Genomic DNA, 16,743 nt, shown 5'->3' with positions numbered 1-16,743 from the left:
TCGCACATCCTATCGCAAAAGGAAAGGTGCGTTTACAATGGTAAAACAACATGTTTTTGGTTTTTTCTTAGCTACTTTAGTCGTTTTGGCAGGTTTTGTTTTCAATCCCTTTTCAGCAATTGCAGAGGAATTTCATTGGGGCTTTAAGAAATCCATCAATGGAGTGCCACCAAGTGCCGGCGCAGCACTTGACTCTATGCTCGACAATCATGGAGCTATTTACAAAGGTAAGCCCGATGAAAAATTCATCTATTTAACGTTTGATAACGGTTACGAAAATGGCTATACCGAAACTATTTTGGATACTTTAAAAAAGGAAGAAGTTCCTGCTACGTTCTTTCTAACAGGTCATTATTTAAAAAGCGCATTGCCACTTGTAAAAAGGATGATTGCGGATGGCCATGGGATTGGCAATCACTCCTATGATCACCCCAACATGGCAAACCTTTCCGAACAACGAATGGAGGAGGAATGGACTAAGTTTGATAAGCTCCTCCAAAAGGAAACAGGCGTTGAGCGAACCTATTACGCACGCCCCCCTGAAGGCGTTTTCAATGACCGGGTTCTTGCTAAAGGCAATGAACTCGGATACAGGCATATCTTCTGGTCGATCGCATTCATTGATTGGCATGCTGATAAACCAAAAGGCCGTGATTACGCTTATGGTGAATTGATGAAACAACTCCATCCAGGAGCCGTCATTCTAATGCACACGGTTTCTTCTGATAATGCACAAGCTCTTCCTTCATTCATCCAAGATGCTAAGAAAGCGGGCTATTCATTCCTAACGCTCGACGACCTTGTCTTTGAATATGAAAACATAAACTCTATTCTTAGGTGAAAGTAATCAGAAAAAACGTCCTCTTTATTCGGTGGACGTTTTTTTTGATTATATAATGAAATAAAGAAGAGCATGCCGCCTCCTATGAATGGAAAACTAATCATGTACCTATGTATACCCCCGTAGCATTCAAACCATTCTATGTGTTTGAAAAACATCCTTTTCATATGAATACCTTAGAAATCATAAAGGCCCAGTCCATATCTGATTATCAGAATACGACTGAGCCTTTATGTATGAATTGAACCTTCACTTTCCATTTCCATAAGTCGTATTCGTCTCCCGGCATACTGCCAGCGGACCTTTACGAATCCCCTCCTTCTAATTATCTATCACTTCTTCTATACTATCCCTTTCTACGTAATCCTTAATTCATGAATTAGTCGTTTTCCAACGTGCTTAGCAAATGATTTGGAGCATCGCCTCCGCTAACTATTATTTGGAACAACGAATCTTGCATAGTTAAGCTAATTCTATCTCTAGTAAAGTTATCAGCCTCCTTGTTCTTCGTTCTAATCAACCTAGCTGATACCCTCCCTTTCATTTGATTATTTGAATCATAACACATAGATTTAGTATTGTAAAGATTCTGTTAAGTTTAATATTCTATAATTTACAAAGGACTATTCTGCTTCATTGATAAATCCGGTTTTTTCGTTTACGATTATACTAAAGAAAAGAGGTGTACGGATTGGATAAACCACAAAATAGCGGCCATGTTGAAGGCTTAAAAACAAGACTTCATCAATTTCTTGAAACACTTGATACGATTGAACCAGAAACAGCAGACCTTAAGGAAATTGATCAGCTCATAGGCTTGTTGGACGACCTGGAAGAACAAATGGAAAAGATAAAATCAGACAAATAACAGTTGCGCTATAAGGGGGAAACGAGAATGTACATAGAACAGTTTGAGAAAAGCATGTATAATCTCATTTGCGAAACATCAACAAATCTACCTAAAGACGTAAGAAGGAAAATCCTCGCGGCGAAAGAAGCCGAAGACGCAGGTACTCGTGCCGCAATGAGCCTTGATACAATTACAAAAAATATCAATATGGCTGACGAGAAAATGTCTCCAATCTGCCAAGACACCGGCATGCCTACATTCAAAATTAAAACACCAGTCGGGGTAAATCAAATCGAGATTAAAGCTGCTATCAAGCGTGCAATCGTCCAAGCTACAAAAGACACTAAACTCCGCCCGAACTCAGTGGACTCATTAACTGGCGACAATAGCGGAGATAACTTAGGTACCGGCGTCCCTGTCATGAAATTTGACCAATGGGAACAAAACCATATCGAAGTGAAACTGATTCTAAAAGGCGGCGGCTGTGAGAATAAAAATATTCAATATAGTCTTCCCGCAGAAATCGAAGGGCTCGGACGCGCTGGACGCGACCTCGATGGAATCCGCAAATGTATTTTACACTCCGTTTATCAAGCCCAAGGCCAGGGTTGCTCTGCAGGTTTCATCGGTGTTGGAATCGGTGGCGACCGCACATCAGGCTATGAACTTGCGAAAGACCAGCTTTTCCGCGCTGTCGATGACTTGAATCCCAATCCGGAACTTTCAGAACTTGAAGATTATGTTTTGGAAAAAGCAAACAAACTTGGTATCGGAACAATGGGATTCGGAGGCGAAGTGACGCTTCTAGGTTGCAAAATCGGCGTCATGCACCGTATCCCTGCAAGCTTCTATGTTTCCGTAGCGTATAACTGCTGGGCATACCGTCGCATGGCCGTAGATATCGATGTTGAATCTGGTGAGATTACAAACTGGCATTATGATGAAGGTGAAAAAATAGCTTTCTTGCAAGATGAAGACAGTCAAAAAGACGTTAAACAATCTTCGCGTACCGTCGAACTTACTGCTCCCATCTCTGAAGAACAAATCCGCGATTTGAATGTGGGTGATGTCGTCAAAATTAGTGGAATGATGTATACAGGCCGCGATGCTATTCATAAATATTTATCAGAAAATGATTCCCCCATTGACCTTAATGGACAAATCATCTACCATTGCGGCCCAGTCGTCATGAAAAACGATGACGGCAGTTATGAAATTAAAGCTGCTGGGCCAACGACTTCTATTCGTGAGGAACCCTATCAAGGTGACATTATGAAGAAGTTTGGTATTCGAGCTGTAATTGGAAAAGGCGGGATGGGACCAAAAACGCTAGCTGCTCTAGCCGAACACGGCGGTGTCTATTTGAACGCGATAGGCGGCGCAGCACAATATTATGCCGACTGCATCAAAGCCGTTGAAGGTGTCGACCTTCTCCAGTTCGGTATCCCCGAAGCAATGTGGCATCTGCGCGTCAAAGACTTTACGGCAGTTGTCACGATGGACTCACACGGTAATAGTTTACATGCCGATGTCGACAAGTCTTCTCTTGAAAAACTGAGTCAGTTCAAAGAGAGCGTGTACAACTAACCTATTAAGGCACCTTTTTTCGGAGAAGTTTTCCGAGACAAGGTGCTTTTTTAATGACGAGACTAGCGGAACTGATCGATTCCAAACAACTCCACGCTACCACTTACAATTTTATCCACCCCTCGCCATTCCAAAACTTTCACTGTTGAATCAAAATAGTTTCCCTTACCTCAACATGGTGCTATAATCTTATTAATAATAATTACAATATGATAATGAATGTAATATGATACATAAAGTCGTTCCTAATTCGTAGGGAACGACTTTCATAATTTAATCAGCTATTTGAAATTGAATATCATTCTCAATTAGGAGGTAATTTAGATGGTTGTTCTCGATAATAGACAACTTAACAAATCTAAAGATTGGCTTGTTCATCTTGAATTGGTCGCCGCTATTCTTTCAGGCGTAGTCATAATTGCCGCTTGGTCTAGTGGCAAGTATGGTGTAGAAACGATTACCGTCCCTCTATATATCATTGCTTTTTTGATAGGAGGGTTTGCAAAAGCCAAAGAGGGAATCGAAGAAACAATAAAAAACAGAGAATTGAATGTGGAAATGCTAATGATTTTCGCAGCAATTGGTTCCGCAGTAATTGGCTACTGGGCAGAAGGTGCAATCCTAATTTTCATCTTTGCACTCAGTGGAGCACTTGAAACCTACACTATGAATAAAAGCCACAAGGAAATTTCATCACTAATGGAACTCCAACCTGAAGAGGCATGGCTTATTCAAAAAGGTGGATCTAACATCAAAGTACCTATCGCCTCACTTAAGGTCGGCTCAATTCTTCTTGTAAAACCAGGGGAACGGATTCCCGTCGACGGAATCATCACGCATGGTAGCTCTTCCATCGATATGTCCGCCATTAACGGGGAATCCATTCCTGTTAATAAAAAAGAGGACGACGAACTATTTGCCGGTACTGTCAATTTGAACGGTACCATACAGATGAAAATGATAAAGTCGAGTTCTGAAACTCTTTTCCAAAAAATCATTACACTTGTTCAAAATGCACAAAGCGAGAAATCACCTTCCCAACAATTTATCGAACAGTTCGAAGGTACTTACGTAAAGATTGTATTAATTATGGTTCTAATTATGATGTTCCTACCGCACTATATACTTGGCTGGGATTGGACGACCACGATATACCGAGCGATTGTCTTACTAGTCGTCGCCTCTCCATGTGCGCTTGTTGCCTCAATTATGCCAGCTACGCTTGCAGCTATCTCTAACGGGGCTAGGCTAGGCTTGTTGTTCAAGGGTGGTGTCCATCTCGAACATCTAGGGTCGCTAAAAATGATTGCTTTCGACAAAACAGGTACATTAACGAACGGTAAACCGATTGTTACAGATTTTTTTGTACGAGACGATGCAACTAGAATAGAAACACTCAAGCTCCTTGCAAGCATAGAGTCCCAATCTAATCATCCACTAGCAGTCGCGATTACAAATTTCGCTATTGCTGAAGGAATCACCATAGATAGCAATCTACAAATAGAAGACATACCAGGTCATGGTATTCGTGCATTCATTGGAACACGGGAAATACTAATAGGAAACCCCCGTTTTGTCGGGAAAGATTTGGCGGAAGCATTTCATCAAGGGATTGCGGCAACGCTCGCAGATGAAGGCAAAACAGTTATTTTCATGAAAGACGATAAAGGCATTGTCGCGGCCGCTGCAATGAGAGACACTTTACGATCTGAGGCCATTGAAGCTATCCAACAGTTAAAGCAAGCAGGTATTGTGACAATCATGCTGACTGGGGATAACGAAAAAACAGCTGCGTTTATCGCGAAAGAAGCTGGGCTCGATTCGTATGTCGCAGAATGCTTACCTGAAATGAAAGTTACACATTTAAAACGACTACTCGCCGAACATAAAAATGTTGGAATGGTCGGCGATGGTATTAATGATGCACCAGCACTTGCTACTGCGACTTCAGGCATTGCAATGGGCGGAGGAACCGATGTCGCGCTAGAAACAGCTGATATTGTCCTAATGCAAAATGACTTGAGACGTATTTCCTTTGCTATTAAACTTTCTCGTAAAATGCAACGGATTGTAAAACAGAATATCTTCTTCTCTATTTCCGTCATAGTGGTACTCATCATTTCAAACTTCCTGCAAGCTGTTGACCTGCCACTCGGCGTCATCGGCCATGAAGGCAGTACAATTCTTGTCATATTAAATGGGTTAAGGATGTTAAATCGAATTGAATGAGCTGACTAGCCACTAAAACCCTTTAGATGAATACCAAAAAAGCAATGCGTCACCTCATGACTGCATTGCTTTTTACTTTTGCACGTTTTGCATTAACTCTCTCTGTCATGACGGCATTAAGCTGTCCGCCAAGCATTAGAATAATTGCTGAGATGTAAAGCCACATCATTAAAACAATAATCGCTCCAATACTTCCATATGTACTCGAGTAATTTGCGAAGTTACTAACGTAGTACGAGAATGCAAGTGATGTCAGAATCCAACCGACCGTCGCAAAGAGTGACCCCGGAAGCACGCTTTTAAAGCGAACCTTCAAGTCAGGAACTAGCCAATAAACTAGGGAAAATACAAAGAATATAAGAATTGGCGGGAGTATCCAACGTAAACTTCCCCACAAGATTAGGAAACCTTTCTCCAGACCTAAGTAAGAGAATACTAGCATACCAATCTGCTGACCAAACACCGGCAAAATCAGTGCAACAATGAGTACTGCGATTAGCATGACTGTAAATACGACTGACATTCCACGTGCCACTATGAATGATCGTGATTCTTCAGTAAAATAAGACCGATTTAATGCTTTTGTTAGAGCGTTCATGCCCTTGGAAGCCGACCAAACTGTCGCGAGTATACCAATTGACAATAATCCACCGTTTCTATTTTCCAATACATCGCTGAGTGTATCTTCAATCAACATGGAAACACTCGCAGGCGCATAATCTCTGATCAATAAGAATATTTCAGCCTGATCGAGATTTAAAAAAGGAAGCAATGTCATAATAAAAATCAGTAGTGGAAATAAAGACAAAAGGAAAAAGAAGGCGAGTTGCGAGCCTAAACCCGTAACATCGACTTTCTTTATCCGGACAAGTAGTTCCTTTAAAAAACCGTTTGTTGTCGTAACGTCAAATTCCTCAAGGTCTCCTTCTTTTACATCCTCAAAGAATTTCATAACCGCGGAGTCCGCCAAAAAGCCATCCGATTTCTTTTTTCTATTCCCGGACTCCTCTAGTGAAATTGGTGCAGGAGTTGAACGTTTGTTCCCCTTCACACTTTCGTCACTCCCTTCTATACCAGTTACTTTTTTATTTCATTGTTATTTTGCGGCGGAACTTGACTGACAAGTGATTTAATTTCCTCTTTTGACTCAACAAACGCATCTTTTGTGTCCATGACGAGATCTTTCACTTGCGGAGTTAGTGTTTTTAACTCTTCGACCTGTTCTTTTATATAAGTAGCATCACCTGATAGTTGTTCGAAAACAGATTGATACTTTTCTTGTTTTTCTTTTAATTTCCATTTTAGCACATCGGTATTTTTAGAATAAAACTTCATTTGCGTCATTAGGTTATTTGATTTTCTAACAACTTGATTTCGCGTACTCCTGTCGAACATACTGATAATCGCACCCGTAAGTGCACCAAATACAATAAATTTCCTAAACTTACTATTTCCCATTACAAACCCTCCAATTCAGACTCTTTCACATAATCAATTATACCCCCAGAGGAGTAATAACAAACTTTAAATACGATTTATAAAAATAAAGCTTGACGAAAGAGAAGAATTTTCGGAATATTGACTATAGAGACAGCAAATTAATACTTTGAGAGGGCGTGAGGCTACTTCGGAATAAACTGCTTGGGGTAAAAAAAGTTAAATTAGGAATACTGGGGGTAATGGGATGGATGGATTAACAGCTTTTTTGGATAAGGCAAGCGGATTTATTTGGGGACCGCCTTTACTTATCCTTCTCGTCGGAACAGGTATCTTTTTAACTATAAGACTAGGACTAATTCAATTACGTATGTTACCATATGCTTTAAAACTCGTTTTTACGAGAAATCAGGATAAAAAGTCGGAAGGTGATATCACTCACTTCCAGGCACTTATGACCGCAATGGCTGCCACAGTTGGTGTCGGTAATATCGTCGGGGTTGCAACAGCAGTTTACTTCGGGGGTCCAGGTGCAATATTCTGGATGTGGATGGCTGGATTCTTCGGGATGGCTACAAAGTATGGTGAAGCAATTCTAGCGGTTAAATATCGTGTCAAGGATGCGAATGGTCAAATGGCGGGCGGACCGATGTACTATTTAGAACACGGTCTGAAAATGAAATGGCTAGGTGTTTTGTTCGCTATTTTCGGCGCGATTGCAGCATTCGGTATTGGGAATGGAGTGCAGTCTAAGGCCGTCGCCGATGTCGTGAACTCAACATTTAGTATTCCCCACTGGATTACAGGAGTTGTACTTGTTGTCCTCGGTGGAATGGTTATCATTGGCGGAATTAAAACAATCGGGAAAGTTACATCTTTCTTTGTTCCCATAATGGCTGGATTCTATTTAATTGCAGGTTTGATTGTTATGATTCTAAACTTCAACCTAATTCCAGGAGCTTTTGCAACCATATTCTCATATGCGTTCACAGGAGAAGCTGCTGTTGGGGGTGCAATCGGAGCAGCTATTCGTTTCGGGGTCGCACGTGGTCTTTTCTCCAACGAAGCTGGTCTCGGATCAGCTCCGATTGCTGCTGCAGCAGCTAGAACAGACTTGCCGGGACGCCAAGCACTCGTTTCTATGACGCAAGTATTATTTGATACACTTGTCATCTGTTCAGTTACGGGCGTTACCATCGTCATGTCAGGTATGTGGAAGGACAAGAGTATTGAAGCAGGTGCTCTTACAGCAGCGGCATTCGGCGAATTCCTTGGTGGAGCAGGTCCGATTGTCGTTGCAATTGGATTGATATTCTTTGCAACATCAACAATTTTCGGCTGGGCATACTACGGAGAGAAATGTTTCCAATACTTATTCCCGAATCCGAAGGTTCTAATTTACTACCGTCTCGTATTTATCGCAATCATCTTCGTAGGTGCAACAGCGACTCTTGATGCTGTTTGGTTATTCGCCGACGTAATGAATGGACTAATGGCAATACCGAACTTAATTGGGCTTCTCGGGTTGTCCGGAGTCATTGTCTTTGAAACAAAACGTTTCAATGCAAAACTCAAAGAAGAAAGAGCAGAAGAAGCGGCAGCAAAGCGAGGTAAATCTTCTGCCATTTGACAGTCTGGGAGAATAATGAAATGATGAGTCCAAAGTATATTGAAAGGTGGACGAAACTATGGATTTATCAAACCCAACTCCAGAAAACGTTTCTTTTATGATTGACAAGATTACAGAAAAACTTCGTATGGTCAATGTTGACGCTATGAAAGCTGAAAACTTCAGCACTTCTAAATATGAAGACTTGCACTATATGTACGAAATGGTTATGAAACGTGCTACTATCACACCAAATGAAATGCAAGCAATTGCAGCAGAACTTGGCACATTAAGAGGTTAATTAAAAAAAGATTCGCCTGATCTATAGATCAGGCGAATCTTTTTTTAATTTTCATTCAAACGCAGTTCCATCTTTTAAGACCAGCGGCTGTATTAATACTTCAACCCGTCGATTTTTACTTCTTCCCAGCGCTGTTTCATTTGATTCGATTGGTTGGAACTCCCCGTAGCCTTTAGCACTGAATAGCAAAGGGTTAATTTCACCGTTATTCACAATACTCTTCAAGAAATTCACCGCACGCATGACGCTTAGTTCCCAATTTGATTCATACTGTGTATTTTGAATCGGTATATTATCAGTATGACCTGTCACAATGATCTGACGCGGTGGATCAAAAACGAGCAAGTTCGCAATATCATCTGCAATTCCAATATACTCTTTTTCTATATCAGCATTTCCCGGTGTGAAAAGGATGCTATCCCTAATCGTTACAAGCAAACCTTCATCAGCCAGTTTTGTTTCAAATTGGTTCTCCAATTCATTCACTGCAATATATTCATCCACTCTATCCTGAATTTCTCCTAGGGATTTCTGGTCTTCTATAAATGATGAGTTCTCTTCATTCTTGCTATTGGAGTCCTTGGGTATTGGAACTGGTGAGGGAGCCGAATTGTCCATCACACCCTGTCCACCGTCAAATACTTGACTGAACACCGCGGACATTTGATTGAGCTTTTCTTCATCAACCGTACTCGATGCAAATAACACAATAAAAAGTGCGAGAAGAAGAGTCATAAGGTCGGAGTATGGCAATAGCCAGGACTCATCTATGTGGGGTTCATCCTTTTTCCTCTTACGTCTCTTCGACAAAGTTACCCTCCTCCTTGTTGTCGTCGTTGTTTTTAACAGCTAATTTCCGGCGCTCTTCTGCAGACAAATAAGAAGATAGTTTCTGCTCGATAACACGTGGAGCTTCTCCTTCAAGAACTGAAAGTACTCCTTCAATCATCATTTTCTTCTGCCTTACCTCTTCATGCGATTTACGTCTCAATTTATTTGCAAATGGATGCCAAAGCACGTATCCCGTAAATATACCCAGCAACGTCGCTATGAAAGCTGCCGAAATCGCCTGTCCAAGCGCGTCAATATCGTTCAAATTACTAAGGGCAGCAATAAGACCCACCACCGCTCCCAGCACACCAAGCGTAGGTGCGTACGTTCCTGCCTGGGAGAATATTTGTGCACCCGCAGAATGTCTATCTTCCATTGCTTCTACCTCTTCGCTCAAGACATCACGGATATAATCTGCGTTTTGTCCATCAATTGCAAGACTTAATCCATTTTTTAAAAACGGATCATTAATGTCGTCAGTTTTTGCTTCAAGTGATAATAACCCTTCACGCCGTGCAATATCTGCCCAGCCTGAAAACATACGGATTATGTCAGAGTCAGAGGCCAGTTTCTGTTCCTTAAAAAGTATACCGAACAATTTTGGAACACGCTTTAACTCGTTCATAGGAAATGCAATAATAACTGCTGCCAATGTCCCTACAATGATTATCAATATAGCTGCCATATTAAATAGATTTTCAATCGGAACACCTTTCATCGACATTCCTACAAGTAGTGCTACAAACCCTAGTACAAGCCCAAGTACTGTTGACAAATCCATAGTTGACCCTCCAAATATTCCATTCTTCTTCTTATTTCGGCATCTTTAGTCTTTTCTTTAGAAGTGTGCAAGTAATAAATATATGAGATTTATCTTCCTGTAACCTTTTCGTTGCAGGTTCTATCTGCAAATTGATACTATAAAGAAGATAAGGAAAGGAGTCATTACACATGACCACATTTAACAAACAACTATCACGATACGCGGACCTTGCAGTTCAAGTCGGAGTCAATATTCAGCCTAATCAGTACCTTTATATCAGTGCTTCTACAGAAACAGCGGAATTTGTTCGACTTGTAACTGAAGCCGCTTACGAAGCAGGTGCACGTCAAGTATTTGTAGATTGGTCAGACGACATAATCACGCGTCTGCGTTATGAAAAAGCACCTGCTGATTCTTTTGCAGAATTCCCCGAGTGGAAAGTTTTAGAACGTGAACAGCTCGCTGAAAAAGGTGCTGCATTTATGAGCATCATTTCGCAAAGCCCTGACTTATTGAAAGGGATTGAGTCGTCGCGCATAGGCGATTCCCAAAAAGCCACTGGACAAGCACTCGACAAATATCGTCAATATGTACAATCCGATAAAATCAGCTGGACTGTAATTGCAGCTCCTTCAAAAGCATGGGCCTCAAAAGTATTCCCCGAACTTTCTGAAGAAGAGCAGGTTCCAGCACTATGGACAGCCATTTTTAAAGCAGTACGTACAGACAAGGAAGATCCGATACAAGAGTGGATCACCCACGATACTAACTTACATGCCAAAGTTGACTATCTGAATGGTAAGCGTTTCCGAAAACTCCATTACAAATCTTCCGGCACGGACTTGTTAGTTGAATTACCTGAAGGGCACTTGTGGTGCGGAGCGGGTAGTGTCAATGAAAAAGGTCATACTTTCATGGCGAATATGCCAACAGAAGAAGTATTTACTGTTCCTTTAAAAACAGGTGTTAATGGTTATGTATCTAGCACAAAGCCATTAAGCTACGGTGGAAACATTATCGATAACTTTAAAATCACATTTAAAGACGGACGTGTAACAGCTGTTTCAGCTGAGCAAGGTGAAGACGTATTGCAACGCTTGATCGATACCGATGAAGGCGCGAAACATCTAGGTGAGGTGGCACTCGTTCCTCATGCATCACCGATTTCGCAATCAGGTCTACTCTTCCATAATACACTGTTCGACGAAAATGCATCTAACCACTTTGCCCTTGGCAGTGCATATGCATTTTGTATCGAGGGAGGCAAAACGATGTCACGTGAAGATCTCGAAAAAAATGGTTTAAACCAAAGCATTACTCATGTCGACTTCATGATTGGTTCCAACGAGATGGATATTGATGGAATTTTTAATGACGGAACAAGTGAAGCTGTGTTCCGTAAAGGCAACTGGGCTTTCTAAAAAACGTCACAATTACTAAAAACATTTAATGAACCTCTTAATTTAAATGGGTTTTTACTGTATACTAAGGACAGTATCAAATTATCAATTTAGAGAGGGGTCATATATATGGGCTTAATGTTCACTACAGTTATCGGTTTTGCAATTGTCATGGCTATAGCATGCTTGTTTACAATGCACTATCTTTCTACGTCTATGATATCCGCTGATTCTACAACAATTGATCCAAAACCAGAAACGAAGTTCTAAGAGTTGCCAGTCGGCAACTCTTTTCTTTTTACATACTTTCATTTATACTAAGTAAAAACTAATAGAAATGGGAGAATACAATGACAATTCTATCGGAAATAATTGAGTTCAATGAAACGTTTGTTAATGAAAAGCAATACGAACAATACGCAACAACAAAATTTCCCGACAAACGAATTGTAATATTAACATGCATGGATACAAGATTAACTGAATTATTGCCTAAAGCAATGAATATGAAAAACGGCGATGCCAAAATTATTAAAAGCGCCGGAGCAGTTGTCACACACCCTTTCGGCGGTATTATGAGGAGCCTCCTTGTAGCAGTTTATAATCTGCACGCGGATGAGGTTTACATTGTTGGCCATCATGATTGCGGAATGAGTGCAGTCGATACAACTAATATCATAGAGAAAATGGTCGATCGTGGTATTGATAAAAACATATTTAAAACCCTTAGATATTCGGGCGTTAATATGGAAGAGTGGCTACACGGTTTTGGAGATGTGACCGATAGCGTTAAGATGAGTGTCGATGCGGTTCGGAACCATCCCCTTATGGATAAAAAAGTTGCCATACATGGACTAGTTGTACATCCTGACACTGGGAAACTTGACATCATTATAGATGGTTATAAATTCAACGCGGAACAATAATATTTTCGACCTATTTCCCGGGAAATAGACAAAAGCCGATTCCTATTTCAAAGGAATCGGCTTTTAATTTTAGAAGTAAGTTTCCGCAAAGCGGTCTTACCCTTTCAAAAATCATCTTCAATTATCGCGTAGATGTAATGATCTTCCCAGACACCATTGATGTAAAGAAGTTTACGCAGCAAACCTTCCTGATAGTATCCGGACCTCTCTAGCACTTTTATCGATCCGCTATTGCGCGGCGATACATATGCTTCGACCCGATGCAATGCAACTTTTTCGATAGCAAAAGCAGTGACTAGTCGAACAGCCTCTGTGCCTATCCCTCTGCCTGTTGAATATTCATCAATTGAATATCCAACAAAACCACTGGAGAAAGGAAGTCTTTTAATACCATAAAGCGAGATATGTCCAATCAGTTGACTCGTTGTCGAATTAAAGATGCCGAAGTTGTATTCTCTGCGGTCCCTCATCTGATAAATCGCCTCTCTGATTTTATCCCTTTGAACAGCAACAGTAAAATAACTGCTTTCGTGCCGCGGTTCAAAAATGGACCAGTATTCTCTATTAGCGCTAAGTAACTCTGTAAATATAAAAGCATCATCTTCAGTCAATATCCGTAAGTAACAGGTTTGCCCTTCAAGCAAAATCAATTCATATTCACCCTTTTACCGAAGTAAGTTCCAAGAACTCCTCAACATCTTTAATACACAATGTTACACCTTTTTCCCAAAACGCTTGTTTTGAAATATCTTCTCCAAGATGTTTCATCGCCAGATCTTCAACACTCATAATTGCAGTATCCTGTAAAAGCGCTATATATTTCTGTTCAAATCCTTTTCCAACTTCCAGAGCTTTTGCATAAATGCTCAAGGAGAACAAATAACCAAACGTATACGGAAAATTGTAGAACTGTACTCCTGTAATATAGAAATGGAGTTTCGAGGCCCAGAAATGTGGGTGTACCGTGTCAAGGGCATCTCCATAAGCTTCTTTCTGCGCTTCTGCCATTAACTCATTCAACCTTGCAGCAGGAACATTTCCATTTTTCCGTTCTTCATAGAACCTTGTTTCAAAGAGGAATCTAGAATGGATATTCATAAAGAATGCAACGCTTCGCTGAATTTTATCTTCTAACAAAGCGATCTTTTCATCTTTAGTTTCAGCCGCTTTAACTGCAGCATCCGCAACAATCATTTCCGCAAATGTTGAAGCCGTTTCGGCCACTCCCATTGCATACTGTCGATTCATCCAATGGACAGGACGCAACGCATAAGAATGGAATGCATGACCAAGTTCATGTGCAAGCGTCGCAATATTCGACATTGTTCCACTATAAGTCATAAAGATACGTGATTGCTCTGACATCGGCATACCTGTACAGAATCCACCCGGTCGTTTATTTGGTCGGTCTTCCGCCTCTATCCAACTCTCTTCAAACGCAATTCGTGAGAATGATTCAAGTTCCGGACCGAATTCGCCAAAGTGTTTTAATATGAATTCTGCTCCTTCCTGATAGGTCATCTTCTTTGTAGATGTTGTAACCGGTGCATCCATGTCATACCAGTTCATCTTATCAGTACCTAGCATTCTCGCTTTGGCGTTCAAGTATTCCACGAAAGGTGCTTTATTTTCGCCAATTGCTCCCCACATTGCATCCAGCGTCTCTTCACTCATTCGATTGCGGAGCAGGGGTTCTTTCAATACGGAATCCCAGCCGCGTTTCTTGTATACTTCCAGTCTAAATCCTGCGATATGATTTAAGGCAGATGCAAAAAAGTCTTCTTTTCCTTGCCATGCTTCTTCCAATGCTTCAAATGAATGTTTTCGTATGGATGCATCTGCATGTGAACTTAGATTATTCGCCTGCCCTACAGAAAGTTCTTTTTCTTCTCCGTCAAGTTCAATTTTTATCTTAATATCACCGACCAACATATCATACAATTGGCCCCACCCATGATAACCATCTACACTCAAAGAAGTGATAATACTTTCTTCTTCTTCGGACAATTTCAATTCCACTTCTTTGCGCCATTCATTCAGTACGAATGCAAATTCTTTTAATTCATCTGATACCATAAGCCCATTCCATGTATCTTCATCAGCTTTAGCAAGTGTTTGTTGAATGATAAGCCAGACTGTTGAGAAGCGTGCCCCTAGTGAAGCCGTTTCCCCTTGCAGTTGCAATGCTTTTTTATCAGTCGTGTCAGCCGCTAGAAAACAGCCAATGACAGCGCCTGCCTGCGACATATTAAGTGCTGCGTCAACCAGTGATTCAATAAGATTTGCAACGGCTTGTGAATCGGTTGCAGACTGGGGAACTGGAAATTTTGAAGCTGTTTCTTCTAACGAACTGATTTTCTCCTTTACACCATCTAAGTGTGTCCGCAATTCGTTTGATTCACTTCCACCTTTGAAGAAAACGTCAAGATCCCAGACTTCCGAATATTTTTTAAGCGCCATATTAATTCCCCCTTCACTTCATTCTAAATCTTCTAAAAACACCATCTAATTATAACATGAATCTTCGGTATGCGAAATTATGCAATTGTGACGGAAGGTTCATACTTTCCTTCGCAGGGTCCAGCTTTCCTCTGTATACTATTCAGTAGGGGGATTTAAATATGTTTAGAATACTACTCATGGTACTTTCACTCATTGCAGTTATTGTTGTCAACGCAACTGCAAATATATTACCTATCAATGGAAAAACAACTGGTGAAATCTCAAATAGTTTACCGGTATTATTTACACCGGCTGATTATGTCTTTTCAATATGGGCAGTTATATATATGCTACTGGCTTTCTGGTTATATGGCTTCATACGGAATAAGGCAAACGTTGAACATGCATTGTTCAACCGTAGAGCAGTTTTTTTTGTAATCAGCTGCCTATTTAATATCGCTTGGATCCTACTTTGGCATTTCGGTTATTTTAAATGGACGATTGTTATCATATTAGGACTTCTGTTAGCGCTATTGTCCATTTATTTTACCTACTCCAAAAAAGATAATTCCTTTTTCGGTAGGGTTCCAATTGCAGTCTATCTCGGATGGACTTTTGTCGCAGCAATTACAAATATCAGTTATGTCCTCACTTTGCATGAGTGGAGTGGATTGGGATTAAGTACCCCATTATGGACCGTCATTTACTTGACCATTGCTACTGCAATTGCTCTTCATTACCTATACCATTATGCAGATATTTCTCTAGCTCTCGTCTTTGTTTGGGCATTTATCGGTATCGCTGTAAAAAATGGTATAAATGAGTTATTTGTTACTACCGCAGCTCTGTTTCTTGCAGCCACCATTATCGGCTTCATGGTCATCAACAGAAAATCGCTTGCAACCAAATAAGAAACCGCCATTCTTCCATAAGGAAGGACGGCGGTTTCTTATTTAGGCTCAAGTAGCCGGGGTGCTGTAGTAAATAATATGGACGCAACGATTGCCGTCAATATTATTGCAGGGATCATATAGGAAGCGTTATAAACAAGAGAATATAACCAGACAGGCTGTCCTTCAGGCGCATAGGAAGCAAAGAACACAATGCCACCGATGAAGTGAATCAGGTATCGGAGAAGCCCCCCTATGATTGTCCCAATGACGATTGCGGCAACCACTGAACCTTTCTTACCTTTCGTTTTACTACTTAACAGCCAAGCTAGTGTTACGCCTGCCAGACCCACAACGGCATAAGCCACGAAATAATCGAGCGCCGCTTGAACAGGGTTTAATACATAGCCCCCTGTTACCAACTGCAGCAGTCCACTTACAAAACCTGTAAGCATACCCCCTGCAATTCCCCAACGGAATGCCATAACAACTACCGGTAGCATTGACAACGTAACCGATCCGCCTTGAGGCATTGAAAATCCGATTTTATCTAGAACAAAAGAAATTGCTCCTAAAATAGCAACCTCAAGTAATAATTGAAGTCTTTTCCTATCCATCTCAAATTCTCCTCCTACCT

General features: G+C 40.9%; 17 protein-coding genes. 10 read left to right on the top strand and 7 right to left on the bottom strand.

From position 1 onward, the window contains the following. The first annotated feature begins 37 nt into the window (after positions 1-37). From AC25Y5_RS15425 to AC25Y5_RS15410, 4 genes are all read left to right on the top strand, one after another. Complete coding sequence (locus AC25Y5_RS15425; protein WP_488141069.1) at positions 38-841, top strand: polysaccharide deacetylase family protein; 804 nt, start codon at positions 38-40, stop codon at positions 839-841. A 691-nt stretch (positions 842-1,532) separates the two neighbouring features. Then, the gene (locus AC25Y5_RS15420) at positions 1,533-1,709 is read left to right on the top strand and encodes an SE1561 family protein (RefSeq protein ID WP_482102992.1); all 177 of its coding nucleotides are present in this window, start codon (positions 1,533-1,535) and stop codon (positions 1,707-1,709) included. Between the two features lie 27 nt (positions 1,710-1,736). Then, positions 1,737-3,278, top strand: a complete 1,542-nt coding sequence (locus AC25Y5_RS15415; protein ID WP_488141068.1) for a fumarate hydratase — start codon at positions 1,737-1,739, stop codon at positions 3,276-3,278. A 324-nt stretch (positions 3,279-3,602) separates the two neighbouring features. Beyond that, a complete protein-coding gene (locus AC25Y5_RS15410) occupies positions 3,603-5,507 on the top strand; it encodes a heavy metal translocating P-type ATPase (protein ID WP_488141067.1) in 1,905 nt (634 codons plus the stop codon). A gap of 49 nt (positions 5,508-5,556) precedes the next feature. Here AC25Y5_RS15410 and AC25Y5_RS15405 read toward each other — a convergent pair whose 3' ends face one another. Continuing rightward, entirely contained in the window at positions 5,557-6,558 is a 1,002-nt protein-coding gene (locus tag AC25Y5_RS15405; protein WP_488141066.1) for a YihY/virulence factor BrkB family protein, read from the bottom strand. A 26-nt stretch (positions 6,559-6,584) separates the two neighbouring features. Continuing rightward, complete coding sequence (locus AC25Y5_RS15400; RefSeq protein ID WP_488141065.1) at positions 6,585-6,965, bottom strand: YtxH domain-containing protein; 381 nt, start codon at positions 6,963-6,965, stop codon at positions 6,585-6,587. Positions 6,966-7,191: 226 nt separating this feature from the next. On the opposite strand from AC25Y5_RS15400, the gene AC25Y5_RS15395 reads away from it, so the two are divergent. Both AC25Y5_RS15395 and AC25Y5_RS15390 read left to right on the top strand, forming a co-directional pair. Next, a complete protein-coding gene (locus tag AC25Y5_RS15395) occupies positions 7,192-8,574 on the top strand; it encodes an alanine/glycine:cation symporter family protein (RefSeq protein WP_488141064.1) in 1,383 nt (460 codons plus the stop codon). Between the two features lie 58 nt (positions 8,575-8,632). After that, positions 8,633-8,854 (top strand): DUF1128 domain-containing protein, encoded by a 222-nt coding sequence (locus tag AC25Y5_RS15390; RefSeq protein ID WP_488141063.1) that lies wholly within the window; start codon positions 8,633-8,635, stop codon positions 8,852-8,854. Positions 8,855-8,905: 51 nt separating this feature from the next. Here AC25Y5_RS15390 and motB read toward each other — a convergent pair whose 3' ends face one another. Continuing rightward, complete coding sequence (gene motB, locus AC25Y5_RS15385) at positions 8,906-9,664, bottom strand: flagellar motor protein MotB (RefSeq protein WP_488141062.1); 759 nt, start codon at positions 9,662-9,664, stop codon at positions 8,906-8,908. Then, on the bottom strand, positions 9,648-10,466 hold the full coding sequence (motA, locus tag AC25Y5_RS15380) for a flagellar motor stator protein MotA (protein WP_488141061.1): 819 nt from the start codon (positions 10,464-10,466) through the stop codon (positions 9,648-9,650). The genes motB and motA overlap by 17 nt, the downstream gene beginning before the upstream one ends. Positions 10,467-10,636: 170 nt before the next feature. Between motA and AC25Y5_RS15375 the strand changes: the two genes are divergently transcribed. From AC25Y5_RS15375 to AC25Y5_RS15365, 3 genes are all read left to right on the top strand, one after another. Next, positions 10,637-11,869 (top strand): aminopeptidase, encoded by a 1,233-nt coding sequence (locus AC25Y5_RS15375; RefSeq protein WP_488141060.1) that lies wholly within the window; start codon positions 10,637-10,639, stop codon positions 11,867-11,869. Between the two features lie 108 nt (positions 11,870-11,977). Then, entirely contained in the window at positions 11,978-12,118 is a 141-nt protein-coding gene (locus tag AC25Y5_RS15370; protein ID WP_482105741.1) for a hypothetical protein, read from the top strand. A gap of 80 nt (positions 12,119-12,198) precedes the next feature. After that, the gene (locus AC25Y5_RS15365; RefSeq protein WP_488141059.1) at positions 12,199-12,774 is read left to right on the top strand and encodes a beta-class carbonic anhydrase; all 576 of its coding nucleotides are present in this window, start codon (positions 12,199-12,201) and stop codon (positions 12,772-12,774) included. Positions 12,775-12,878: 104 nt separating this feature from the next. On the opposite strand, the gene AC25Y5_RS15360 is transcribed toward AC25Y5_RS15365, so the two are convergent. Together AC25Y5_RS15360 and AC25Y5_RS15355 are read right to left on the bottom strand one after the other, a co-directional pair. Further along, entirely contained in the window at positions 12,879-13,424 is a 546-nt protein-coding gene (locus tag AC25Y5_RS15360) for a GNAT family N-acetyltransferase (protein WP_488141058.1), read from the bottom strand. Between the two features lie 7 nt (positions 13,425-13,431). Then, the gene (locus AC25Y5_RS15355; RefSeq protein ID WP_488141057.1) at positions 13,432-15,234 is read right to left on the bottom strand and encodes a M3 family oligoendopeptidase; all 1,803 of its coding nucleotides are present in this window, start codon (positions 15,232-15,234) and stop codon (positions 13,432-13,434) included. A 161-nt stretch (positions 15,235-15,395) separates the two neighbouring features. Between AC25Y5_RS15355 and AC25Y5_RS15350 the strand changes: the two genes are divergently transcribed. Then, positions 15,396-16,127 (top strand): tryptophan-rich sensory protein, encoded by a 732-nt coding sequence (locus AC25Y5_RS15350; RefSeq protein WP_488141056.1) that lies wholly within the window; start codon positions 15,396-15,398, stop codon positions 16,125-16,127. Positions 16,128-16,165: 38 nt separating this feature from the next. On the opposite strand, the gene thiT is transcribed toward AC25Y5_RS15350, so the two are convergent. Continuing rightward, the gene (gene thiT / locus AC25Y5_RS15345; RefSeq protein ID WP_482105736.1) at positions 16,166-16,723 is read right to left on the bottom strand and encodes an energy-coupled thiamine transporter ThiT; all 558 of its coding nucleotides are present in this window, start codon (positions 16,721-16,723) and stop codon (positions 16,166-16,168) included. Positions 16,724-16,743 lie beyond the last annotated feature (20 nt).

It is taken from the genome of Sporosarcina sp. Y1011 (assembly GCF_057669885.1).
Note: the sequence above shows the minus strand (reverse complement) of the source record. Positions and strands in the feature narration are given on the sequence as shown.